Raw genomic sequence first — 21312 nt, forward strand, 5'->3', positions numbered from 1 at the left:
GGGGACGTGGCGAAATTGGTAGACGCACTGGATTTAGGTTCCAGCGCCGCGAGGTGTGAGAGTTCGAGTCTCTCCGTCCCCACCATCATATTAAAGCAAGGCTAATGCCTTGCTTTTTTATTGCTCAAGATTTCTCAAAAAAGAAAAGCCCATCGAAATGGGCTGAATAACTAGAGAATAGTGCTACTGAATCAGTGGAGAAATTAATTTATTTTTCTACTCCTAAATAGAAGTAATCAGGCTTTCAGGTGGTCTTCAAATTCCTCACCTAGTTGTAAGGCCAAGGCATTGCCTGCCAGATCACAGGTGACCAAGCCATATTCTTTCTTAAAGCTGAAACTGAAACCACGATCATCCGCCAGGGTACGTACCGAATATCCCAATTTTTCTAACCATAGTCGAAATGCAATCAAATTTTTAGCTTTAACCACTTTTTTCACGAGATCACTCCTTCATCATTGTTAAATCTTAAATAAGGGTGAAAAATAATGTTTTAAAGGGCATTTAACCTTATTTAAATTAATTTAAATGAATTTGTATGTATAGTGAACATTGCGTGAGTAAGAAAAAATCAATTTAAGCTTTAAGTAAATGATTTTTATAGTATTGAAGATGTTGTAACTAAATATTAAGTATTTAAATGAGATAGAAATACATAATTAATTTTATAATTCAATAGCTTATATCTCATATGATCTGTTTTTAAATTTTTTCCATAAGGTCAAAATAAAAAATTAACCATAAAATGAAAATATTTCTTCTCATTAATTCAATCCATTCCAAAATACTGGTTGATGATTTTCTGCCCTTAAGTCTGATTTTACATGTTTTATACTGGCATGAATATAATTCTCAGACTGAGTTCCCGCACCATGACTGAAGTAACCATTGAACAGTATGTAAAACAGCAAATTGAATTGATGCAACAGCAAGGAATTAATCCGGTTGCTGTAATGTTGGGACATGAAGACTGGTTATATTTTAGTGTTCAGTCGAAAGTGGCCTATACGCCTTTTGGGAGTGCCCGTCGTTATCAACCTGCTTTAGGTGGTTTGCTGCTGGTACGTATTGATGAAATGCAGGCGGTGCGTGTGGTTAATCAAGAGGAACTGGATACCTATGCACAAAGCAATCAGATTCTTTAATCTTACTTACTGGTACATAAGCTATCAGTTCCGGTAAATAGAACTCAAGCTCTAAGTTTCTGCTCTCGCATAGCATCATTAGGGGTGACATAACCAATGTTACTCTTAAAGTTTGGCGACTTTATTGGTATGTCATAATGTAAAAGGGGATATTTTTATTTTGGAACAACCCAATATTTCTACTAGAGGTTTATAAATTTAATTTTAGAGAATCTCCAGTACACTGAATGAAATAATTTATTTTCATTTTTAACAAGTCGCCAACAGCATAGAGGATTTTAATAACTTAAATTTAGTAAACGATGTAATTAACTAGATCCTTTACAAGATTGTGAGAACTCATATGGAAATTTCACATTTAGATCATTTAGTTTTGACTGTTGCCGATATAGGTAAAGCGTGTAATTTTTATAGTCAGGTTCTTAATTTTGAGGTTATTTCTTTCGGAAATGATCGCAAAGCATTAAAGTTTGGGCAGCAAAAAATAAACTTACATCAAGCTGGAAATGAATTTGAGCCTAAAGCGAGGCATCCCACAAAAGGATCTGCTGACTTATGCTTTATCGCGAAAACCCCATTAGCTATGGTTATTGTGCATTTAAATGATCTTAATATTCATATTGAAGAGGGGCCGGTTCAACGTACAGGTGCTATTGGAAATATCATGTCTATATATATTAGAGATCCTGATGATAATTTAATAGAAATAGCTAACTACCTTGACTAGTTTTTATTTAAGAATACTAGAATTAATATAATACACCCTATATAAATCCAAGCATTTGAAGCTATGATTTTTTTTAAATTTTTATCCGCTTATTTATACTACTGCAATATTTTCAAGTGACTTGCTGATATATTTGAGGTTTGTTGATTTCTAAAAAATCTTCGGGTTTACCCAAGTCTTTGAAATCAAATTTACGATACAAGCCATGAGCATCAGCCGTTGCTAAAAGAATGCGTCTTAAAATTTCTGATCCACTTTTATCTAAAAGAGCCTTTATGATTACTTTAGAGTAGCCTTTACCACGAAATTCAGGTTTAACATAAATATCCGCAAGATAAGCAAATGTTGCATAGTCTGTAATGGGGCGGCCAAAGCCGATGAGCTGATCTTCTGCTAATCATCCACCCACTAAAGAGTTTCTAAGTGCTTTTTGAACGACTTCTTTTGGAATATCTTTAGACCAATAGGTGGTTTTTAAGAAATGATGAACTTTATCTAGATCTATCTCATTTTTATTATCTGTTATTCTAATATTTTCTATAACCGGATATTCCATTTCGCTACCTTCCTTTGATTTTATAAATATAGTTAAACTTATTATTTCTATAGGATTATCTCTAGGACAAGTATTTTATATCTCAGGGTTAATCATAAGAAAGAAAATGGCTCAGTAATCTCTTTTTAGGTAAATGTTCAATAGATTCTACCTTATATAAAAGTGATACGAGGCCTTCAAGCACACACTATACAGTGCCTATGATTAAATAGTATTGATCTAAAGGTTGATTTTTAACTTTGTATTGAATTTAAAATTCATCCTTTAAGGTTCTTAAACGCTGAAATTCCTCCACGCTCTCTGCACGAAGAAAAGGATTGGTTTGCAATTCAATTTCAATACTGCTTGGTAGCGTACACTGGCCTAGCATACGTAAACGCTCGATCTGCTCGAAGCGTTCCAGAATTTCAGGATTATCTGGTTCGACGTGTTTGGCAAACTGCGCATTCGACAAGGTGTACTCATGAGTGCAATACACCTGCGTGCGCGGCGGCAAGGCAGCCAGACGAGACAGTGAATGATACATCTGTTCAAACGTTCCTTCAAAAACCCGGCCACAACCCATAGCAAATAAAGTATCGCCGCAGAACAGCACATCAATTGCATCAATAAAATAGACAATATGGCCAAGTGTATGCCCAGGTACAGCAATCACCTGAATATCTATTCCATGAAAATTAAACTGTTCTTCATGCTCAAGTGGATGGGTGATAAACGGAATTTTGCTTAGTTCTGCCCGTGGGCCATACACAGGCAGATTTTTCCCCTGGATTAACCCCGGCACACCGCCAATATGGTCTTTATGCCAGTGCGTCAGCCAGATTTGACTTATGATCAAATCGTGCTCGGCACAATAGGCGTGTACCAAGTCTGCTTCAGTTGGGTCAATCACGGCCACTTGATGTGACACGGTATGTTCAAGCAACCAGATATAATTTTGCAGTGAATTCTGGACATCAATACAGTGAATTTTAAAAGGCATCATAGCGCATAACATCAAATCAAAATTAGGAATAAAGTAGCATAATTTCAGGTATTCTGGAGTTGCTAGATAGTATCTGTTAAACCAGAATGACTTCCATGTATGCTGAATAGAAAGATATAGAAAAATCAAGATTCAGGAGCATCAATGCTCACCGCATTACCAATAGTATAAAAATGCCCACCGGCTACATGATGAATACTTTTCCATTCTTCATCCACTTCATGATAATGCCAGTGGCCGTCGCGGAAGACCCGATCATCGGAATAGGCTGCAATCACCTTGCCAATAAACAGGTCATGCATTTGCTGGTTATGCGGCTCGGGAATCAGTTCGCAAAGTATCCAGGCCGCACAGCCTTGTACTACAGGAATATCCGCATCAGGAAAATGAAATAGTTCTACTCCGGATTGTGCCATTTTTTCCGGCACATCATACAGGCTCTGTGTGCCCAGATAATAGACCATATTCAGCTGTTTCAGTGTCGGAATTTGCAGAGCAAAATAACCTGAATTTTCAATAATATTTCGGGTTTTGGTGCTTTTGTCCAGCACCACGGTCACTTTGGCAGGACTGAATTCCAGTGCACATGCCCAGGCCGCTGCCATGACATCTGTATCCTGCTGGTCTTGAGCAGATACCAGCACAGTAGGTCCATGGGTAATCAGACGATAAGCTTTTTCTAAGGGAACACTTTGAAGATGGAAGTTTGTCATGCAGCACCATTTGCTCTATTTATTTAATAGGCTAGATTAATGAGATCATTAACATATTCAAGTTTATTCTTGCAAAAAAGCTTTTAAACTAGAGATCGTGAATTCAGGAATTCAAAAAATGAAAATGTACCAAGTCGATGCGTTTACTACAGAATTGTTTAAAGGCAATCCAGCCGCCGTGATTGTACTGGAGGATTGGCTCGAAAATGAGCTGATGCAAAATATCGCACTGGAGAATAATTTGTCTGAAACAGCTTTTGTTAAAGTGATGGATAACGAGAATTATGCCATTCGCTGGTTTACCCCAACCAGGGAAGTGGATTTTTGTGGTCATGCGACATTGGCCAGCAGTTTTGTATTATTCAATCAGTTTGGTACAGGGAAAACGATTTATTTTCATGTGAAAGATTTAGGTATTTTTGTGGTCAGTCAGGATGCAGATGGCAAGATCAGAATGAATTTTCCAATCCGTCGTGCAGAGCCAGTTGCTGAATATCCTGAAGCTTTAAGACAGGCCCTGAATAAACCGTTTAAACAGGTTTATCTGAATACACAGGGCTATATTGTTGAATATGAATCGGTACAGGATGTGCTGGATGAAACGCCTGATTTTGAACTGCTTAAACAGTTGAATGGTAAGCGTACAGCCATTACTGCTCAAAATACCTGTTTAGATGTCGCAATTACTTCACAAGATACGCAATACGACTGTATTTCACGTTATTTTGCACCGAGTAATGGCATCAATGAAGATCCGGTAACCGGTTCGATTCACACCGGAATTGCACCGCTGTGGGCCGAAAAACTGGGTAAAAATGAACTGGTCGCCTATCAGGCATCAGCACGTGGTGGCGTACTGTATTGTGCCTTGCAAGATCAGGAGCGTATTGAAATTTCAGGTTATGGGAAATTATATATGCAGGCAGAAATTTATATTTAATGACATAGATATACATGTTGTCAGATGAGGCGACATGTTATTTTGATGAGTCGGCTTGGAATAGGCTATTTGGTAAAAGAATCATTTTCCAAGATGAGCATGAATAAAAATTTACCTTTATAATTTGGATGAATAATGTTGCTACGTTATAAAAATTTAAGTCTGGCTATCACATTGTCTGGCTGTAGTGTGCTGAGTTTTGCACAACCTGTGTTGGTGAAAACTGAACAAAATGTTGAAGAATATCGCCTAGATAACGGACTACGTATTATTCTGGCTCCGAATGATAAAGAAAATAAGATTTTTATGAATACGGTCTATCTGACCGGTTCCCTGAACGATCCTCAAGGTAAGGGTGGACTGGCCCATCTGCTGGAACATTTGGCCTTTAAAGGTACAGAAAATGTCAAAGGGGATGAGTTCCAGCGCCGACTGGATCAATACACCTTGATGACCAATGCCAGTACCGACTATTACTCGACCAAATATACCAATGTGATCCGTCCTGAAAAAACAGCATTAAGTGAAGTCATTTTTCTGGAAGCCGAACGCATGGACAAGCTGGTGCTTCAGGAAAAATATGTACCGACTGAAATTGATATTGTAAAACGTGAGCGTGAAATCCGGCTGGACCAGCCATTTTCGGTATTGATCGATCAGGTATTTAAATCGGCCTATGGTAATCAGTATTTAGGCCGTTTGCCGATTGGTGATCTGAATGAACTGCAATCTATCAATATGCAGGAATTAAACCGTTTTTACCGTCAATGGTATGCACCGAATAATGCCTTTATGGTGATTTCGGGCAAGTTTGACAAGGCAGAGGTATTAAAACAGCTGGATACGCATTTCAGTCCGATTCAGTCCCGAAATGTACCGGCGCAAGTGAAAGTGCCGGCGCTTAAACCCGAGCAGATCAAACAGCGTGAATTTACCGTGCGAAAAGGTAGTGATCTGGCAAGGTTTAATATTTATTTAAACCAATCAGAAGAAAACATTAAAACGGCTTTGGCTGTTTCGCCAACGCTCTATACTTTGCAGCCAAGTGGGCATCTCTATCAGAGTATGGTGGAAACTGGGAAGTCAACAGCGGTGCAATCCAGTACCTGGCTTGATAAAGACTTCAATCTGGTGTTTATGGGGGCAATCTATGCCCCGAATCATCAGCCACAGGATATTGAACAGGGGCTGATTCAGGGGGTAGAAAAGAACCAGCCTTTTACTCAGGCAGAACTGGATCGGGCTAAAAATCTGACCCGGAATCAGGCAGATAATATTAAAAGTAGCGCGACTGCTTTGGGTTCACGTTTAAGTGATTATGCTGTGACGTATTCGGGTGACTGGAGCAAGTATTTTAAAGATCTGAACGCAATTCAAAGCCTGAGTGTGAATCAGGTCAATCAGGACTTTAAGAACTTCTTTAAACCTGAATACCGTATTTCTGGCAATATCTTACCTACACCGGAAGATCAGAAGAAAGCACAGGAACTTGCACAAACAGAAGCACCGGCAAAAACCCTGGATCAGCAGGTGCAAGCAGAAGAGCCACTGAAAGATGTCAGTGTCTATCAGGCTGAAGTAAAACAATATATACAGCAGTCCAAACAGTATTTGCATAGTAAAGACAAACAGATTCAGCGTGGCAAGTTAAAAAATGGCATTAAATATGCGCTGTTTCCGACCACTACACGCGATGATAAAGTCTATGCCACAATTTCTCTAGATTTTGGTACTGCACAAAGCCTGATGAATAAGGGTGAGATTCTGGATCTGACGGCTTACTTATTGTTACGCGCATCAAAAGACCAGAGTCTGCAGCAGATTGCCGATAAAATTATTGAGGTAGGTGGTTCTGCGACTGCCAGTGCATCCAGTAATGGCCTGACCTTGCAAATCAGCGCTAAAAAAGAAAAGTTTGAAGAGTTTTTCCAGTATGTGGTTGATGTGCTGAAAGCCCCTACATTTGAGCAAAGCCAGTTTGACTTGATCAAGGGGCAAATTTTATCCAGCCTGGATCGTCCTTATACCGAACCAGATACGGTGTCGAGCTTGACGATGGCCCGAACGATCGAGATCTATCAGCCTGGCGATCTGCGTTTCCATTTCGAGCCTGAACTGGCCAAAAAACAGTATCAGAAAGTGACTCGCGAACAGGTTGTGGCACTGTATCAGCAGTTTTTAAAAACCCAGCATGCGCAAATTGCGGTTACGGGCGAATTTAATCCGAAATCGATGCAAAATGTACTGAAAAAAAGTTTTTCAGACTGGAAAGCTGCACAGCCTTATGAGCGTCTGAAATCGGAATATCGGAGCTATCCAGCCCAGAAAATTCATGCTTTGTCCGAGCAGCGTGAATTCGGGAGTTATGAGGCATTCATGAGCATGCCGGTCGGCGCAGATCATGCCGATGCACCTGCATTACAGGTATTTCGATATATTCTGGGTGATTCACAGTTGTCGTCACGATTGGCACAAGAACTACGCGAGAAAAATGCCCTGGTCTATGGTTTTAGTGCAGATATGCAACTCGATGAATGGACAGATGTGGGCGCCATGATGATTAGTGCCAATTATACGGCTGGAAAATCCGCACAGGTTTCTCAAGCAGTGCATAAGGTACTGAATGAACTGCTGACACGTGGCGTGACTGAACAGGAAGTCGAAGCGGCAAAAGCCAGTATCTTGAAACAGCGTTTAACTGCACTGGAAGATGATCGCCGTATTCATACTATGCTGATTCCACAGCTGGAAAAGGACCGTAATCTGGTTTATCGGGAAAAACGTGATCAGGCGATTGCTAAACTGAGTAAAGCTGATATTGATGCCATGATTAAAAAATACATCAAGCCCGACCAGCTGGTTGAAGTGATGGCTGATCAGTATGGTAAGCAAGTTAAAACATCATAGTGTTGATAAAAAACCCCCTCAAATGAGGGGGTTTTTTATTTATTTGAGCTTTATGTTATAGATTGCTCTATGGCTAAAAATAATCCCTCCGATTATGCCCGCAAGGATAGATAAGGGGGCAGACTTCAAACAGATACAATAAGAAGAAAAATCAATATTCCACAGCCAATCAAAGCTGAAACGAAAGCAATATCTCGATCAAAAGAATGATGGATCACCATTTGATAATAATAAGACGTTATCCAGCTTGAAATAATAGTGAGTAAAATACATAGGCCTTTGCCTGAAGGGGTATTTAGACTGGAATCTGTTATCCAACTTAATATGTCCTCATCCACTCAAAGTCGATAAAAACGTTTAGCATTCTCATAAAAAATTGACTTTAGTGCGTTTTCATCATAGGCCTGAACAATATCGCTAAAGGCATCAATAATATTGGTGAGTGAGCTGCTGACACTGTCCATTGGGAAGTTGGATGCAAACATCACGCGCCCAGAACCAAAACAGTCTAAGGCATGCTGGATCAGGGGTGCGGCACATTCGACTAATTCCTGTTTAGTTGCCAGCCGTTTTTGCGTGTGAAAATCATGTCCCAAGACTGGCATAAACAGACCAGACATTTTGGTCGATACATTCTGACATTCAGACAGTTCTGCCAACTGATATTTCCAGTCTGCAAATATCTGGGTGCGATCTTGTTTGGTCTTGCCTGTAGCTTTGCCCACCTTGCCAAATAAACCTGCGGGCGTACCAAGATGATCTAGCACGATGGGCGTTTCAGTAAAGGCTTTGGCCAGCGCAGTAACATCAGTAATCTGAGGAGAATACACCCAGGCATCAAAGCTTAAATCTTGCTTGGCCAGTTCCTCAAAGCCTTTCAGGAAATTTTTGTTGCGATAGAGATGCGGTTCATCGGTCCAGACATGAATCCCTTTATCCGGATGTACTGCAGCCATTTTACGGATGCCGCGAAATTTGGGAGAAGCTTCGCGATGCAATTCAATTAACTGTTTAAAATTTTTCTGCCGTGGATTTGCCGTGGCGACGATTCCACCTAACCGGATATTATACTGATCAAAAGGAAGTCCAGCGATAAAACAGGTTTCATCCACCACGCCTGTGCCTTTATGGTCATGCCAGCTGGCTTCAACATGCACAACTTGCTCTACTTCATAATGTCCTGCATCTCTCTTGTAATTTGCAGGTAGGTAGGGTGCAGTCAGGTGCTGGGTCAGGCCAATGGTCTCAATGACATCTTTGGGTTTTAACAGTCGAACCATCTTGTCCAGCAATCTAGGATGTTTGCCAAACAGCTTGACCGCGAGTGCTGCTGCATGTGGGGTGTTGTACGGATCCCATTGGTGAATATGCGGGTCAATGATCGGGAAGGGAAGTTGCTGCATGCTATACCTTGTTTTAGTTTATTTATTATTCAATTTATATAGTGCTTAAATCACTTTAAAGTCAATATGATAAATTACAGCAAATAAAAAAAGCCCCGTAGGGCTTTTCGTATTTTAATCAATGATCATGCTTGTGCTTGTTAGCATGAAACTCTTCATTGTGACGGAAACGTAAATAGTTTTCGAACTGTTCACAGTATTCATCATAGTTATCTTCCAGCATCATTTGAAATTGCTGCAAGATATAAGACATGACCTGATCTTTGGCATCACGCATCTCGTTGCCATCTTTAAAATTATTTGCGGCCACCCAGGTATTGAAACGGGCAGTACCAAATAACATCGCTGCACTGACTTGACCGCGCTTATCGCTTGGTTTTTCCTGTGAGCCTTTTTCTACGCGACAAAACTCGTTGGCTTGTTGAATAAATTCATCAGCACGTTCAAAGAATGCCGCATTTAACGCTTCTTCTTCGGTTACATCGGTTGCTTCAATCTTTTGAACCATGAATTTGTTCCTAACACTAAAATCTCAATCGCTAATTATAGGCAAAGCCTTGCAGAAACTAAACCTTTGCCTTAATCTAAAAATAGCCTAAGCATATAAAAGTGAATGCCATGCAGGATGCGATTGCGGTACAAAGTTTAAAAAGTGATATTGCCTTATTGCGCCAGAATATCTGGCCACCGGCAAATCTGGCCAATGTTGAAGGCTTGCCGATTTATTATGGCAGCCAGTCACAGGTAGATGAATACTATAGTCAGTGGCTCGGTCTGATTGAAAGGGCACAGGATCTGTTTCAGCCTTTTATGGAAGATGAAATCTTGGATGCGATCCATTTGCCGAGCCATTTAAACCTGCCGCTATTTTACTTTCATGTTGACCGGATCCGGATCAATAAAACCCGTGCCAAAGAATCCAAAACTTTTCGTGGGGTCACCAGCCTGATCGAAAAATGCGGCCAGTTCGAACCCGAGCAGGTTACTGCCATGCGGCAGTGGCTGGATAGTGACGATACCGCAGCATTAGTGGCACACCGTGAATTTGTTGATCTGCGCACTTATGTGTTTCAGCATGGCCAGAGTGAATATACGCGCACCCGTTTTTACGTCAATGGGATTGTACTGAGTGTCGAGCCACATTTTGAGCTGATCGATGCACGCGATAAGCCACGCAAGCAGCGTAGTGACAGTTATAACGATCCTCTGGCAGACAACCATATCTGGAAAGTATTCGGCAAATATCGGTAGAGCAGTGACCGAGCCCGTCTTACCAGAAGGGCTTGGTATTTTCGGCAAACTGCTGTAAACGTTCTGCTGCTTCGCTCGACAAACGCTGTTGCTCCGCGCTTATCCAGCCCAGCACAAACCAGGCCTTGCCCTGTTGTTTGACGTAAGGTCTGAATAGCTCTTGGGCTACAAATAGGTCATTATAATGCCCCAGACTTTCCTGTAAGGGCTTTAAGGCTTTCAAATAAGCTTTCACCTCTTTTTCGGGAAATAAGCTTTGCAGGAATTCTACATTATAGCGTAAGCGCTTGACCCGTTTGCGTGTCCGATGCCGGGATTCAATATCCAGTTCCTGATAGTTCTTGGCATCCTCACAGATTTGCTGATGCAGCTTGCTCAGACCTTTACGTAATATCTTATGAGAAGACCGGGTCTTGTCCTGCATTTCCTCCAGGCTAAAACAGAGCAGTTGCAGCATTAATGTTACGGTAGCAGGACTTCTGAACAACGCACTAATATCAGGCGGTTTTTGTGAGTGTGGCGGCAATTTCAATAGGGGGGAACCTGCTTTTTCCAGTTGTGGAATCAGACTTTCTGCCAGAGCATCTCGATCTCGGGTAGAACCGAGCTGCTGGAAAATATCCCGCAGCTGTTCCTGCCATTCAGGCTGCACATGCTCGGTCACGGACTGGAAAATTTTAAATGCGCTGCGCAAACGCCGAATCGCGACACGTGCCTGATGCACATGATCACTATTATAAGTCTCGGCTGCAATTGCAGTAGCATTGGGGAAAAGATGAGCCAGGCAATTGGCAACAATCTTTTGCAAAATCGTGCTGACCTGGTCTTTCTGTTCAAGCACTAAGGGAAGTTGATACTGAACCGGAAGATTCTCTTCCTCCTGTAACAAGGTATAGCCGCGTTCCGATTTGCTCCGGGTATCTAGCCATAAAGCATAACGTTGTACCCAAGGCTGAATGAAATCAATTAATTCACTCAATTGACCGGATTTAAGCTCAAATTCAACCTCATAAATATCAATGGTTTGATTATTGTGGCGAATTTCACCGACATCAAAAGCAATTTCAATCTGGCTGTCCAGATGGCTTTCGGTGAGTACATATCGCGCGACATCTGTTTCAAATTGCAGAATGAGGGGCGTCTCCAAATCACCAAGCGCCTGTTTTAGGATTTTTTTGGCCGGTTTATGTTTGCGGTATAACTGAAAGTCACAATGTTCAGGAGGGCTTTTTAACTCATGTTCAAGTTCAAAACGTTCAAAGTGGTGTTCAGTCGCTGCTTTCAGTGTCTGAATCCATTGCTGGTCTTCCAGACGTTGTCGGAGTGCAATCTGATGTTGTTGTAATTGCTGTGTCTCAGTGTCAAAGTATCTGGCACACAAGCGATGCCGAGTCGGCTGAAGTTTCTGAATGTCCTGCTCAAATTGTACCCGGGACTGGGGTGGGATCTGAAATTTGAGTTCTATTTCTGCCATCGGGTTATTCCTCCGCGATGTTGGGTTTACAGATTAATATAGCCCAAAGATTAGCAAGGTTGTGATGTGCTTCTGCAACAAAAAAAGCACACTACAGAAGGTGTGCTTAAGCTATTTCTCGTGAAATTTATTTCAATATAATTATTTTAAAAATTTACGGCTCACCAGGAACTGTTCGGTCGCTTCAAGCAGTTTCTGGGCATAAACCTCCTGTTTGGCAGTCAACCATCCCAGAACAAACCAGTCACTCGCTTCCAGCTCAGTTTGCTGTATATAGACCGCCGAAGATGCCAAGGTTTGATATTCATCGGCTGCCAGTTGTGCATCATTCAGTGCTTTGCTGTATTTTTGCAAATTTTTGACATCATAGATTGTGGTTAAAATCGGAAAGCTGAATTTAAGCTCCTGAATCCGGGTGGCCAATTGATCTAGACTATCAAAATCCGTGATGTTCGTCTGGTTCATTTGTTCTTGTAGGGCTTTATATTGCTGTTGCAAGGTGGTTTGTGCCGCAGTTTTTAAGTCCGGTGAGGCATGCTCATTTTCACTTAAACTGAACATCAGCAATTCCAGATAATGATGCACATTCTGGGTGGACTTGACCAGATTGGCGAGTTTCTCCTGAGCATACAGAATATCTTTAGCCAGGTTTTCTGTGGTAGTGGGATTTTGCAGGAAGCCCGCCAGGCTATTTTGCATATGCTGTAAATGTTGCAGGTGCTCAAATTGCTGCTTAAAAGCCGCCAGCTGATGCACCCATTTGTCGGAAAGCTGAGGATGCCAGTCTTTGAACAGCAGCAGGGTCAGATGCAGCTGATCCAGTGCCAGTTGTGCCTGATCAATATGTTCCTGCTCTGCAATCTGATCCGCGATTGCCGCAATATTTGGTAATAAATGCTGCATCTGCTGTGCAATCAGACTGCACATGGTTTTACTGGCACTGTCTTTTTTACTGATCTGGAATTCTTTGCTGAGAGTCGCAGGACTAACCCGCTGTGAAGCGGCCAATAAATTACCTATTTCGGCCTTGCTGCGGACATCGAGCCAGAGCTGGTATTTCTTGACCCATTCAAAACTAAAAGCCAGCAGATGCTGAATGGAACCATTCTTTAGCTCGAACTCGACTTCATGTACCTGTTGCTCGGCATGCTGTGTGCGAATCTGTCCAATATCCAGACTAACTTCAACCTGCGTGTCTTCATATTCAATCACCCTTAAAGTACGGGAAATGTCAGTTTCGAACTGTAGCTGTAGCTGGTCAAACTGATTGCCGAGCGCATTGCTGAGAATTGCCCAAGCTTCGGGATATTCATTGTAAATATCTAGATTCAATTCTGGAGGTGTAGCGAGTTCTCCTAAGTTATGATTATGTTCAAAACGCTCGATATGGCTTTTGCCGGCCGCTTTCAGCGTTTGCACCCAACATGTGCCTTCCAGACGTTGACGCAGTGCTACTCCGTGCCGGGCAAGTTGGCGGTCGGCAGTATCATAATATTTCGCTTGAAGCTGGATCTGTTGAGACTTTTTCGGATCAAGTGCCTTAAGCAGCGCAGTACGTCGTGCCGCAGGAATCTGGAACTTGAGTTCAACTTCAACCATGAGAATCATCCTATCTGTTCAGTATAAGCAAGCACTGAATCTTCACTTGAATAAGGTTATGAAAAGGCGGACAGCAGCCGTACTTATAGTTTTGATGTGCGCGTAGCAGATTGTAACCAAAATCAAAATACATGTAAGACTTGACCTGAATATAAAAATTTTGAACAGAAGTTTTAAGATTCATTTTTATTGGTTCGTATGGGCCTCAAATGATAGTGATCAGGGTGTCCCGAGGACATTCGAAAAGCAGAGAAGTACAGATTTAAAAAACTGTTATTTGGCTAAAATATACGCTAAGGTAAAACAAAAACGTCAGGATGATGAGCAATGAATGTACAAGTACAACCAGAAAAAAATAATGTGGTCGCGGTTCAGCCACAGATGCCGATTAAAAATTATCATGAATTTTATCGCTTCTATTTGACCGAGCATCGACATATTGTCAGCCGCCGTCTGCATGTAGCAGGCAGTAGCATTGGACTATACTGTTTTGCCAAAGCCATTCGCCAAGGCAAGCCTAGATATTTTGCCTATGGGCTGCTGTCTGGTTATGCCTGTGCCTGGGTTGGTCATTTTATTTTTGAGCGCAATAAACCGGCCAGTTTTAAACAACCGCTATATAGTTTTATCTCGGACTGGAGGATGTTTGCAGATGTTCTACGTGGCAATATCAGTCTGCTTGACCAAAAACACGATAAGATTTCCAGTTGAGCGAAAAATACGTTCATCGGAATGTGTGCGTTTAAAGCATGAAATTTCGATAAAAGACTTGCAAGTCTAGATTTATTATTCTAATAATTGTGTTATTGCTGATCCAGCTTTTTGATCAAACGTTATATTTTAATGAATACATCAGTTTTCCAAGCCTGGAGCGACCTTCTCCAGGCTTTTTTTATATTTCTTTAATAATAATTAAATTTCAAATACTTAATTAAAATTTTGACTAAGTGGTTGTAGACGAAAACGTGCGGATTTGAACCGAAAGTAAAAGAACCCATCTGGCTTTGAAACATCTCTTCTTTATAAAAGAATACTTAAAAATCCAAGAGAGCGAATGTGAGCAACACAAATAATTATTTTTTATTTCTAAGCTTATTTAAGTTACTTTCTGCCGATCGGGCTACCTCTCAAGATATAGGGACATTTGAAATTTAACGGATCAAGTGTTCTAAATACCTGCAAATTTGTAGCTGTTCAGGCTCGAAAATAGCAGGACTGCGGAAATCAAACCCAGTTATGCCTATAATAGAGCCATCCTAGCAAGTGGCGAGCAAGATGCGCGGTTTATATTTAATTACCAATGATGATCCCTTAGAGCTTTTGTTGGCAAAGTTAGAAGGTGCCATGGCCAATGGTGGTGTTGCGGTCTTGCAATATCGTCGTAAAAAAGTGGCGAAAGAAGATCAAATTTACGAAATCGAGTATATGAAAGCCATGTGTGCTGAATATGGTGTACCTTTCGTGATTAATGATGATCTTGAAATGGCGGTTAAATACGGCGTGGGTGTGCATTTGGGCCAGGATGATGGTTCGATTGTCGATGCTGTAGCACGTTTGCCTAAAGGCGTGTTGATTGGCCGTAGTTGTAATAACTCACTTGAGCTGGCTGAACAGGCCATTGCTGATGGTGCAAATTATGTGGCATTCGGCGCAATCTATGCCACTGACAGCAAGCCAGAAGCCGGTAATATTGGTCTGGAAACCTTAAAACTGGCCAAAGAGAAATTAAATGTACCTTTATGTGCCATTGGCGGTTTAACGGTTGAAAATTCTAAAGAAGTCATTGAGTCAGGTGCGGATTATTGTGCGGTGATTAGTGATATATTGGGACTACCTATGAATGCCATTCCTGAACGTTTAGATGAATGGTCTGCGCTTTTTCAAGCTACAGCATAAAATTTTTTGATTGATTTAATTTTGAGTCGAGTGCCTTCATGAGCTTATCTCCAAAGCAAGAACAACTGTTCAAACAAGCCAATAAACACATCCCGGGTGGCGTCAATTCACCTGTACGTGCATTTAATGGAGTCGGTGGTACACCGGTCTTTATCGAAAAAGCCCAAGGTGCATATCTCTATGATGTAGATGGTAAGCGTTATGTGGACTATGTAGGTTCATGGGGGCCGATGATTTTGGGCCATGCGCATCCGGCGATTATTAAAGCGGTTCAGGATGCTGCAGTAGACGGTTTGAGTTTTGGTGCGCCCACAGTTCATGAAACCACGCTGGCAGACATTATCTGCGAGATCATGCCATCGATTGAGCTGGTTCGCATGACCAACTCAGGTACAGAAGCGACCATGACTGCGATCCGTCTGGCACGTGGCTATACTGGCCGTGACAAGATTGTAAAATTTGAAGGCTGTTATCACGGTCACTCCGATTCATTATTGGTAAAAGCCGGTTCAGGCTTGTTGACCAGTGGAGAAGGGGAAGCGACGTCTGCAGGTGTTCCAGCGGATTTTGCCAAACACACCTTAACCCTTCCATATAATGACATCGCCACTTTAAAAGAATGCTTTGCCAAGTTTGGCTCTGAAATTGCCGGCGTGATTGTTGAGCCTGTGGCGGGCAACATGAACCTGGTGAAACCGATTGACGGTTTCCTGCAAGCGATTCGGGATGTCTGTGATGAGCATGGTTCAGTGTTTATTATTGATGAAGTGATGACAGGTTTTCGTGTTGGGCTGGGTGGCGCACAGGCTCATTATGGCGTGACTCCGGATTTAACCACACTGGGTAAAATTATTGGTGCAGGTCTGCCAGTGGGCGCTTTCGGTGGTAAGCGTGAAGTGATGGAATGTATTGCACCACTGGGTAAAGTATACCAAGCAGGTACGTTGTCGGGTAATCCGCTGGCGATGCGTGCCGGGATTGAGATGTTTAAACATCTGCGTGAACCAGGTTTCTACGAGAAACTGTCTGCTCAACTTGAGAAGCTGCTGGTTGGTTTGCAAGCTGCTGCGGATGAGGCAGGCATTCCATTCAAGACACAACAGGTTGGTGGCATGTTTGGTCTGTACTTTACCGACCAGGAAGACATCACCAGCTTTGATTCGATGTTGAAATGTGATGTCGATGCTTTCCGTAAATTCTTCCATGGTATGCTCGATCGTGGCGTAAACCTTGCGCCTTCAGCATTTGAAGCCGGCTTTATGTCAGCAGCACATTCTGATGAAGATATCGAATTTACCATTCAGGCCGCAAAAGAAACTTTTGCTGAGATGAAAGGATAAATTTTAATTTTTTAAATCCTCCCTAACCCTCCTTTTAAAAAGGAGGGAACCTCAACTGAATAAATAAAGTTCCCCTCTTTACTAAAGAGGGGTTAGGGGAGATTACATTTAAAATTCGAGACTATTTTTCATGAAAACCAAACATTATTTGACTTTAAGTGATGCGGAATTTTTATTAGATGCAGCGCACCAATATGCGATGCAGAATAGCTTTAATGTCAGCATTACTGTAGTGGATGAAACCGGTAATTTGCTGGTGATGAAGCGCATGGATGGCGCAGCACCAATGACTGCAAATCTGGCGATTGAAAAAGCCAGATGCTCTGCCATGAGTCGCTGTCCATCCAAGCTATTTGAAGATATTATCAAAGGCGGACAGATGGGTTTTCTGACCATGGAGACTTTCTCGGGGATGCTAGAAGGCGGTGAGCCAATTCTGTACCAAGGGCAGTTGGTGGGTGCGATGGGCGTGTCAGGTGTAAAGTCGTTTCAGGATGCAGAAATTGCGCAGGTAGCGATTGAGAGGTTTTTGGCGAAGTTTGCCTAATTTTTAATAAACCTTTACCAGTTAAACGAAATAAATTAATTTTGATTGGTATATAGATAAGAATGGAATGCAAAAAATTATTAAAAAACCTAAGTCGGTAGGCTTGGGCTTTTTAATATAAATTAAGAGATTGATTTGAATCGGATAAAATATAGAGTTTTGTATTTCTTGTATGATGTTTTTTAGAAAATTTTAAAATAGATTATTAAATAATCATTTAATTTCAGTCAGGATAAAAGTATTCAAATAAAGAACCTTTTATTATTTTACCAATCCTTAGTCACTTCTTCCGGATAACCTCGTTTAAAATGATGTCTCCATGGATAAGCTGTCGATCCATCTTCTAGTTTTATACGTGATGTTGAACCCAGATTCTTCGCTGGACTGCCAACATAAATTGAATCTTTTTCAGTGATACCTTTTACACAACTGTGAGCACCTATTAAGCAACCTTCAGATATTATGGCGCCTGGTAAAATAACACTCATCGTGCATATAGAGACAAAGTCTTCAACAGTTACTCCCATCTGTATCTCACTTGGTGGGTAGGGATCATTTGTTAAAACCACGTAGGGGAAGATCCAGACAAAATTTCCAATTTTACTATGTTGTCCAATATGCACATTGCTATGAAAACGGACATAATCACCGATTTCACAATGTCCCTGTAAATCACACAAAGTTCCTATTTGCAGGTTCTTACCAGCTAAAACTTTTTCTCTGACAGTTACTCTGTGACCTGTTATGAGTCCATCACCAAATACAGACCCTTCATAAAATATACTATGGGATCTAATGTGTGAATTTTTACCTAAGACTAATTTTTGACCTTCTGATAAGTGATTATTCACTCCTAACTCACAAAAGGCACCGATAAAAGAATCATCACCAATTTCAACAGTGTCATAAATTATAGTATTGGCACCTATGCTAATGTTCTTACCCAAAATAGCTTTCTCTGAAATAATGGCTGTTGGATGTATTGAATTATTCATAATTAATAAAATCTCAACTAATAAGCAGCACATATTAAAAAACTAAATTTGCGAATTGAGTAGTTAACAAAAATGATAGCTATAATTCTTATATTTCATACCCAATATTTTCTAGTTTTTGACTTCCTTTAACATAGTAGGTATTTAAGGGTAAATAATCATCTACTTTTACATATCTACAAAACTCTATTTTCATTTAATAGAAAAATTTTTATACGAAATTAATTTAAAAAAAAGGGAATACTAATAACCATGAGATTATTACCACACAGTCTATGCTTTCTGCCTGTGTGCTTGCCAAAAATGCCATCAAAACCAACCGGTTATTCGAGTAAGCGACTTATCGGCTTAAGCAGTATGCGGGTTAGGGTAGATTGTTTAACTTAAATAACTCACCTGTAATAAAAATTAGGAGAGTGCACTTCAGAATTTCTAGAAACTATTTTGGCTTTAACTTTATTGTTGGTAAATTTAAACCGTAATACAATGAAAATAAACGGATTAAAGTGCAGGTAATTATAGCAATCCAAATACTATAAGCAGATGAAATAACACCACTTGAACCTAAAACTTCAATTGCAGCACCTATCATTGCAGCACTTGCATAGATTTCTTTCGTAAATATAATCGGTGTACGTTTGCATAAAATATCCCGCAGGCATCCTCCACCCACCGCACTTATGCAGCCCATGATAATCGAAAGTTGTACGCTACCGGTATGAGCATAAGTCTTATTTGCCCCAAAGGCTGCAAAAAATCCCAATCCCAAGGCATCAAATAATAAAGACGCTTTATCTAAAGAATAAACTATATTTTGAAATAAGATACTGAGTAGGAATGCCAGAAATATTGCAATAAAATATTCTTCATTAATGAGACCTGAGGGAGGGGTGGCAGAAAGGCATAAATCTCGAAGAACGCCACCACCAATTGCAGTAATAGCAGTTAAAGAGAATATCCCAAAAATATCATATTTTTTTTGTATACCTAGCATTGCTCCACTTAAGGCAAAAACAAAAGTTCCAGCTAAATCAATATAGTGAAGTAAAATATCCATAGGCTTTAAGATTTACTATATGTCGGTAATTGACGGTTTTTTTATGTGGCTAGCGTTTTTAGAATATTTTTGATCTTATAGTGTTAATCAGAAATTTATTAATTTATATAATTTAGGCTAGCATACAGCAATGTTGTACGAAGCTAAATAGAAGTTCTCTCATGCTATACCCAATGCCCAAAAAAATCCAACTTGCGCCATCTCAAGCCAAATGGCAGCTATCATCGACACAATCGGTGCTGGTACTGGTGGGACTACAAAATATAAGGATGATGTCAGGCATAGAGAGCAGCGATCTTATGGCCAACCTGATCCAGACCAGCAATAAAGCCAAAGTACTGGACATTCCTGTTGTCGATCTCTATGGCGATGACCTGATACAGGGCATGCAGCAACTCGGCGAATATGCCTCAACTCATTCGCAGCTGATTTTTGCCGGGCAAGTGACGCCGATGCTGAAACAGATATTACCGCATCTGCAAAGCGTGACTGAGCAAATATGTATTATCGATGATGCCATGTTGATGTCCAGTCAGGAGCAGCATATCCAGTGGATCGAGAATATCTCGGCACAAGGCTTGCATCATATGAACAGCTATAGCCTGACGCGATTATGGAACTTGAGTGCGCCGTCAGAATATATATTGTCCAGCAAAGGCATCATGCTAGCAGTGGCTGAACAGCTGGATATGGATGCACTGGATATTGATCCCCATGTCGACCTCAGACAGTATGGACTGGATTCGGTTGCAGTGGTCAGTCTGGTTGGTATATGGCGTGCCAATGGTGCAAATATCCGTTATGAAGATGTACTACAGTATCCATCTTTGCATGCGTTGGTAGGCTTCATTCTACAATCCTCCGCTTGATGGACTGTGATTGAGCATTTTTATGCGCTAAATCGGAAATTTCATCACCATTTACACAAATGCGCATTGTAATTATTGGCTAAGCTTTCTATCATTGCCGCCTTGTTTTTCGCGATCAGCCTGGGATTGAACTTTGAGTAATTTTCTAACCGAACATCTGATACATCGTGATGACGATTTCATGGTCATCCACAAACCTGCAGGTTTACTCACAGTTCCCGGTAAAACAGAAGATTTACAAGATTGCCTGATCAATCGTCTGATCAAACTAGAACCTAAAACTTTACTGATCCATCGGCTGGACCGCGACACTTCCGGTATTTTAATCTTTGGTCTGAGCAAGTGGGGACAAAAAACCATTTCCCGCCAGTTTCAGGAACGCCAGACCGATAAAACCTATCAGGCGGTCGTGGCAGGTATATTAGCAGGCGAAGGTACTGTTGAGGTGCCCGTGGTGTATGATCCAAGCCGTCCACCTTTACATATCGCAGATCCCGCACATCATAAACCGGCCATCACACATTGGCAGGCAGTTGAACATTTTGAAATTCAGGGGCAACCCGTGACCCGGGTGAAACTGACGCCAGTTACCGGTCGTTCGCATCAGTTACGTGTGCATATGCAATATCTCGGACATCCGATTATTGGCGATACTTTATATGCATCACCTGAACATCAACAGCTTAGCTCACGTCTATGTTTACATGCTGAACGTTTGAGTTTTTATCATCCTCAAACAGAGCAGCTGGTCGAATTTTATTGTCCGGCGCCATTCTAGGAAATACTTATTTATTCGACGTGAATTATGCTCACTTTTTAGTGAGCTTTATGTCAAAATACATTGCTTGAAGGTGTGGAATTTTGCTCCAATGACGTTCCGTGATTGAGCCTAATATTCATAATCTTGT

Annotated in this window: 22 protein-coding genes and 1 tRNA gene; 12 read left to right on the plus strand and 11 right to left on the minus strand. The window is 41.1% G+C overall.

What is annotated here, in order from left to right; all coding sequences use genetic code 11:
* Positions 1–85, plus strand: a tRNA-Leu gene (locus tag AY607_RS05075).
* A gap of 151 nt (positions 86–236) precedes the next feature.
* Here the strand turns inward: AY607_RS05075 and AY607_RS05080 are convergent.
* A complete protein-coding gene (locus tag AY607_RS05080) occupies positions 237–440 on the minus strand; it encodes a hypothetical protein (RefSeq protein WP_004280022.1) in 204 nt (67 codons plus the stop codon).
* A 432-nt stretch (positions 441–872) separates the two neighbouring features.
* On the opposite strand from AY607_RS05080, the gene AY607_RS05085 reads away from it, so the two are divergent.
* Both AY607_RS05085 and AY607_RS05090 read left to right on the plus strand, forming a co-directional pair.
* Positions 873–1145, plus strand: a complete 273-nt coding sequence (locus AY607_RS05085; protein WP_064095873.1) for a hypothetical protein — start codon at positions 873–875, stop codon at positions 1143–1145.
* Positions 1146–1488: 343 nt separating this feature from the next.
* On the plus strand, positions 1489–1872 hold the full coding sequence (locus AY607_RS05090) for a VOC family protein (protein ID WP_064101952.1): 384 nt from the start codon (positions 1489–1491) through the stop codon (positions 1870–1872).
* Positions 1873–1984: 112 nt separating this feature from the next.
* On the opposite strand, the gene AY607_RS15205 is transcribed toward AY607_RS05090, so the two are convergent.
* The 4 genes from AY607_RS15205 to AY607_RS05105 all read right to left on the minus strand — a co-directional run bounded on the left by AY607_RS15205 (position 1985) and on the right by AY607_RS05105 (position 4126).
* On the minus strand, positions 1985–2251 hold the full coding sequence (locus AY607_RS15205; RefSeq protein WP_227509964.1) for a GNAT family N-acetyltransferase: 267 nt from the start codon (positions 2249–2251) through the stop codon (positions 1985–1987).
* Positions 2252–2269: 18 nt separating this feature from the next.
* A complete protein-coding gene (locus AY607_RS15210) occupies positions 2270–2428 on the minus strand; it encodes a hypothetical protein (RefSeq protein ID WP_225215734.1) in 159 nt (52 codons plus the stop codon).
* A gap of 250 nt (positions 2429–2678) precedes the next feature.
* Positions 2679–3413: a hydroxyacylglutathione hydrolase gene (gene gloB / locus AY607_RS05100; protein WP_064101953.1), complete on the minus strand. Its 735-nt coding sequence runs from the start codon at positions 3411–3413 to the stop codon at positions 2679–2681.
* 125 nt (positions 3414–3538) lie between these two features.
* Positions 3539–4126: a flavin reductase family protein gene (locus tag AY607_RS05105; RefSeq protein ID WP_064101954.1), complete on the minus strand. Its 588-nt coding sequence runs from the start codon at positions 4124–4126 to the stop codon at positions 3539–3541.
* A gap of 118 nt (positions 4127–4244) precedes the next feature.
* Here AY607_RS05105 and AY607_RS05110 point away from each other — a divergent pair, with 118 nt between their 5' ends.
* Positions 4245–5066 carry a PhzF family phenazine biosynthesis protein gene (locus AY607_RS05110; RefSeq protein WP_064101955.1) on the plus strand — a complete coding sequence of 274 codons (822 nt, stop codon included), beginning with the start codon at positions 4245–4247 and terminating at the stop codon, positions 5064–5066.
* Positions 5067–5201: 135 nt separating this feature from the next.
* The gene (locus AY607_RS05115; RefSeq protein WP_064101956.1) at positions 5202–7973 is read left to right on the plus strand and encodes a M16 family metallopeptidase; all 2772 of its coding nucleotides are present in this window, start codon (positions 5202–5204) and stop codon (positions 7971–7973) included.
* A 338-nt stretch (positions 7974–8311) separates the two neighbouring features.
* Here the strand turns inward: AY607_RS05115 and AY607_RS05120 are convergent, their stop codons facing one another.
* Entirely contained in the window at positions 8312–9376 is a 1065-nt protein-coding gene (locus AY607_RS05120; protein WP_064101957.1) for an amidohydrolase family protein, read from the minus strand.
* A 118-nt stretch (positions 9377–9494) separates the two neighbouring features.
* A complete protein-coding gene (locus AY607_RS05125) occupies positions 9495–9884 on the minus strand; it encodes a DUF3144 domain-containing protein (RefSeq protein ID WP_064101958.1) in 390 nt (129 codons plus the stop codon).
* 110 nt (positions 9885–9994) lie between these two features.
* Here AY607_RS05125 and AY607_RS05130 point away from each other — a divergent pair, with 110 nt between their 5' ends.
* On the plus strand, positions 9995–10627 hold the full coding sequence (locus AY607_RS05130; RefSeq protein ID WP_064102159.1) for a hypothetical protein: 633 nt from the start codon (positions 9995–9997) through the stop codon (positions 10625–10627).
* Positions 10628–10646: 19 nt separating this feature from the next.
* Here the strand turns inward: AY607_RS05130 and AY607_RS05135 are convergent, their stop codons facing one another.
* Both AY607_RS05135 and AY607_RS05140 read right to left on the minus strand, forming a co-directional pair.
* Positions 10647–12101 carry a CYTH and CHAD domain-containing protein gene (locus tag AY607_RS05135; RefSeq protein WP_064101959.1) on the minus strand — a complete coding sequence of 485 codons (1455 nt, stop codon included), beginning with the start codon at positions 12099–12101 and terminating at the stop codon, positions 10647–10649.
* Positions 12102–12242: 141 nt separating this feature from the next.
* Positions 12243–13700: a CYTH domain-containing protein gene (locus AY607_RS05140; protein WP_064101960.1), complete on the minus strand. Its 1458-nt coding sequence runs from the start codon at positions 13698–13700 to the stop codon at positions 12243–12245.
* Positions 13701–14027: 327 nt separating this feature from the next.
* Here AY607_RS05140 and AY607_RS05145 point away from each other — a divergent pair, with 327 nt between their 5' ends.
* From AY607_RS05145 to AY607_RS05160, 4 genes are all read left to right on the plus strand, one after another.
* Positions 14028–14411 carry a DUF962 domain-containing protein gene (locus AY607_RS05145; RefSeq protein WP_064095882.1) on the plus strand — a complete coding sequence of 128 codons (384 nt, stop codon included), beginning with the start codon at positions 14028–14030 and terminating at the stop codon, positions 14409–14411.
* A gap of 564 nt (positions 14412–14975) precedes the next feature.
* The gene (gene thiE / locus AY607_RS05150) at positions 14976–15596 is read left to right on the plus strand and encodes a thiamine phosphate synthase (RefSeq protein WP_064095883.1); all 621 of its coding nucleotides are present in this window, start codon (positions 14976–14978) and stop codon (positions 15594–15596) included.
* A gap of 38 nt (positions 15597–15634) precedes the next feature.
* A complete protein-coding gene (hemL, locus tag AY607_RS05155; protein ID WP_064095884.1) occupies positions 15635–16936 on the plus strand; it encodes a glutamate-1-semialdehyde 2,1-aminomutase in 1302 nt (433 codons plus the stop codon).
* Positions 16937–17066: 130 nt separating this feature from the next.
* Entirely contained in the window at positions 17067–17483 is a 417-nt protein-coding gene (locus tag AY607_RS05160; protein ID WP_064095885.1) for a GlcG/HbpS family heme-binding protein, read from the plus strand.
* Positions 17484–17749: 266 nt separating this feature from the next.
* On the opposite strand, the gene AY607_RS05165 is transcribed toward AY607_RS05160, so the two are convergent.
* Positions 17750–18478, minus strand: a complete 729-nt coding sequence (locus AY607_RS05165) for an N-acetyltransferase (protein ID WP_064095886.1) — start codon at positions 18476–18478, stop codon at positions 17750–17752.
* Positions 18479–18917: 439 nt separating this feature from the next.
* A complete protein-coding gene (locus tag AY607_RS05170; RefSeq protein WP_064101961.1) occupies positions 18918–19535 on the minus strand; it encodes a trimeric intracellular cation channel family protein in 618 nt (205 codons plus the stop codon).
* 161 nt (positions 19536–19696) lie between these two features.
* Here AY607_RS05170 and AY607_RS05175 point away from each other — a divergent pair, with 161 nt between their 5' ends.
* Complete coding sequence (locus AY607_RS05175; protein WP_064095888.1) at positions 19697–20404, plus strand: phosphopantetheine-binding protein; 708 nt, start codon at positions 19697–19699, stop codon at positions 20402–20404.
* A gap of 133 nt (positions 20405–20537) precedes the next feature.
* Positions 20538–21182, plus strand: a complete 645-nt coding sequence (locus AY607_RS05180; RefSeq protein WP_064095889.1) for an RluA family pseudouridine synthase — start codon at positions 20538–20540, stop codon at positions 21180–21182.
* Positions 21183–21312: the final 130 nt, after the last annotated feature.

Origin of the sequence: Acinetobacter sp. SFA, assembly GCF_001647535.1 — a bacterium.
GTDB classification, from domain to species: domain Bacteria; phylum Pseudomonadota; class Gammaproteobacteria; order Pseudomonadales; family Moraxellaceae; genus Acinetobacter; species Acinetobacter pecorum.

Coding starts and splice junctions, on each gene's coding strand:
- AY607_RS05135 (WP_064101959.1), bottom strand. CDS start 12,101: ATGGCAGAAATAGAACTCAAATTTCAGATCCCACCCCAGTCCCGGGTA.
- thiE (WP_064095883.1), top strand. CDS start 14,976: ATGCGCGGTTTATATTTAATTACCAATGATGATCCCTTAGAGCTTTTG.
- AY607_RS05120 (WP_064101957.1), bottom strand. CDS start 9,376: ATGCAGCAACTTCCCTTCCCGATCATTGACCCGCATATTCACCAATGG.
- AY607_RS05090 (WP_064101952.1), top strand. CDS start 1,489: ATGGAAATTTCACATTTAGATCATTTAGTTTTGACTGTTGCCGATATA.
- AY607_RS05170 (WP_064101961.1), bottom strand. CDS start 19,535: ATGGATATTTTACTTCACTATATTGATTTAGCTGGAACTTTTGTTTTT.
- AY607_RS05110 (WP_064101955.1), top strand. CDS start 4,245: ATGAAAATGTACCAAGTCGATGCGTTTACTACAGAATTGTTTAAAGGC.
- AY607_RS05160 (WP_064095885.1), top strand. CDS start 17,067: ATGAAAACCAAACATTATTTGACTTTAAGTGATGCGGAATTTTTATTA.
- AY607_RS05175 (WP_064095888.1), top strand. CDS start 19,697: ATGCTATACCCAATGCCCAAAAAAATCCAACTTGCGCCATCTCAAGCC.
- AY607_RS05085 (WP_064095873.1), top strand. CDS start 873: ATGACTGAAGTAACCATTGAACAGTATGTAAAACAGCAAATTGAATTG.
- AY607_RS15210 (WP_225215734.1), bottom strand. CDS start 2,428: ATGGAATATCCGGTTATAGAAAATATTAGAATAACAGATAATAAAAAT.
- gloB (WP_064101953.1), bottom strand. CDS start 3,413: ATGATGCCTTTTAAAATTCACTGTATTGATGTCCAGAATTCACTGCAA.
- AY607_RS05130 (WP_064102159.1), top strand. CDS start 9,995: ATGCAGGATGCGATTGCGGTACAAAGTTTAAAAAGTGATATTGCCTTA.
- hemL (WP_064095884.1), top strand. CDS start 15,635: ATGAGCTTATCTCCAAAGCAAGAACAACTGTTCAAACAAGCCAATAAA.
- AY607_RS05115 (WP_064101956.1), top strand. CDS start 5,202: ATGTTGCTACGTTATAAAAATTTAAGTCTGGCTATCACATTGTCTGGC.
- AY607_RS05105 (WP_064101954.1), bottom strand. CDS start 4,126: ATGACAAACTTCCATCTTCAAAGTGTTCCCTTAGAAAAAGCTTATCGT.
- AY607_RS05145 (WP_064095882.1), top strand. CDS start 14,028: ATGAATGTACAAGTACAACCAGAAAAAAATAATGTGGTCGCGGTTCAG.
- AY607_RS05125 (WP_064101958.1), bottom strand. CDS start 9,884: ATGGTTCAAAAGATTGAAGCAACCGATGTAACCGAAGAAGAAGCGTTA.
- AY607_RS05140 (WP_064101960.1), bottom strand. CDS start 13,700: ATGGTTGAAGTTGAACTCAAGTTCCAGATTCCTGCGGCACGACGTACT.
- AY607_RS05165 (WP_064095886.1), bottom strand. CDS start 18,478: ATGAATAATTCAATACATCCAACAGCCATTATTTCAGAGAAAGCTATT.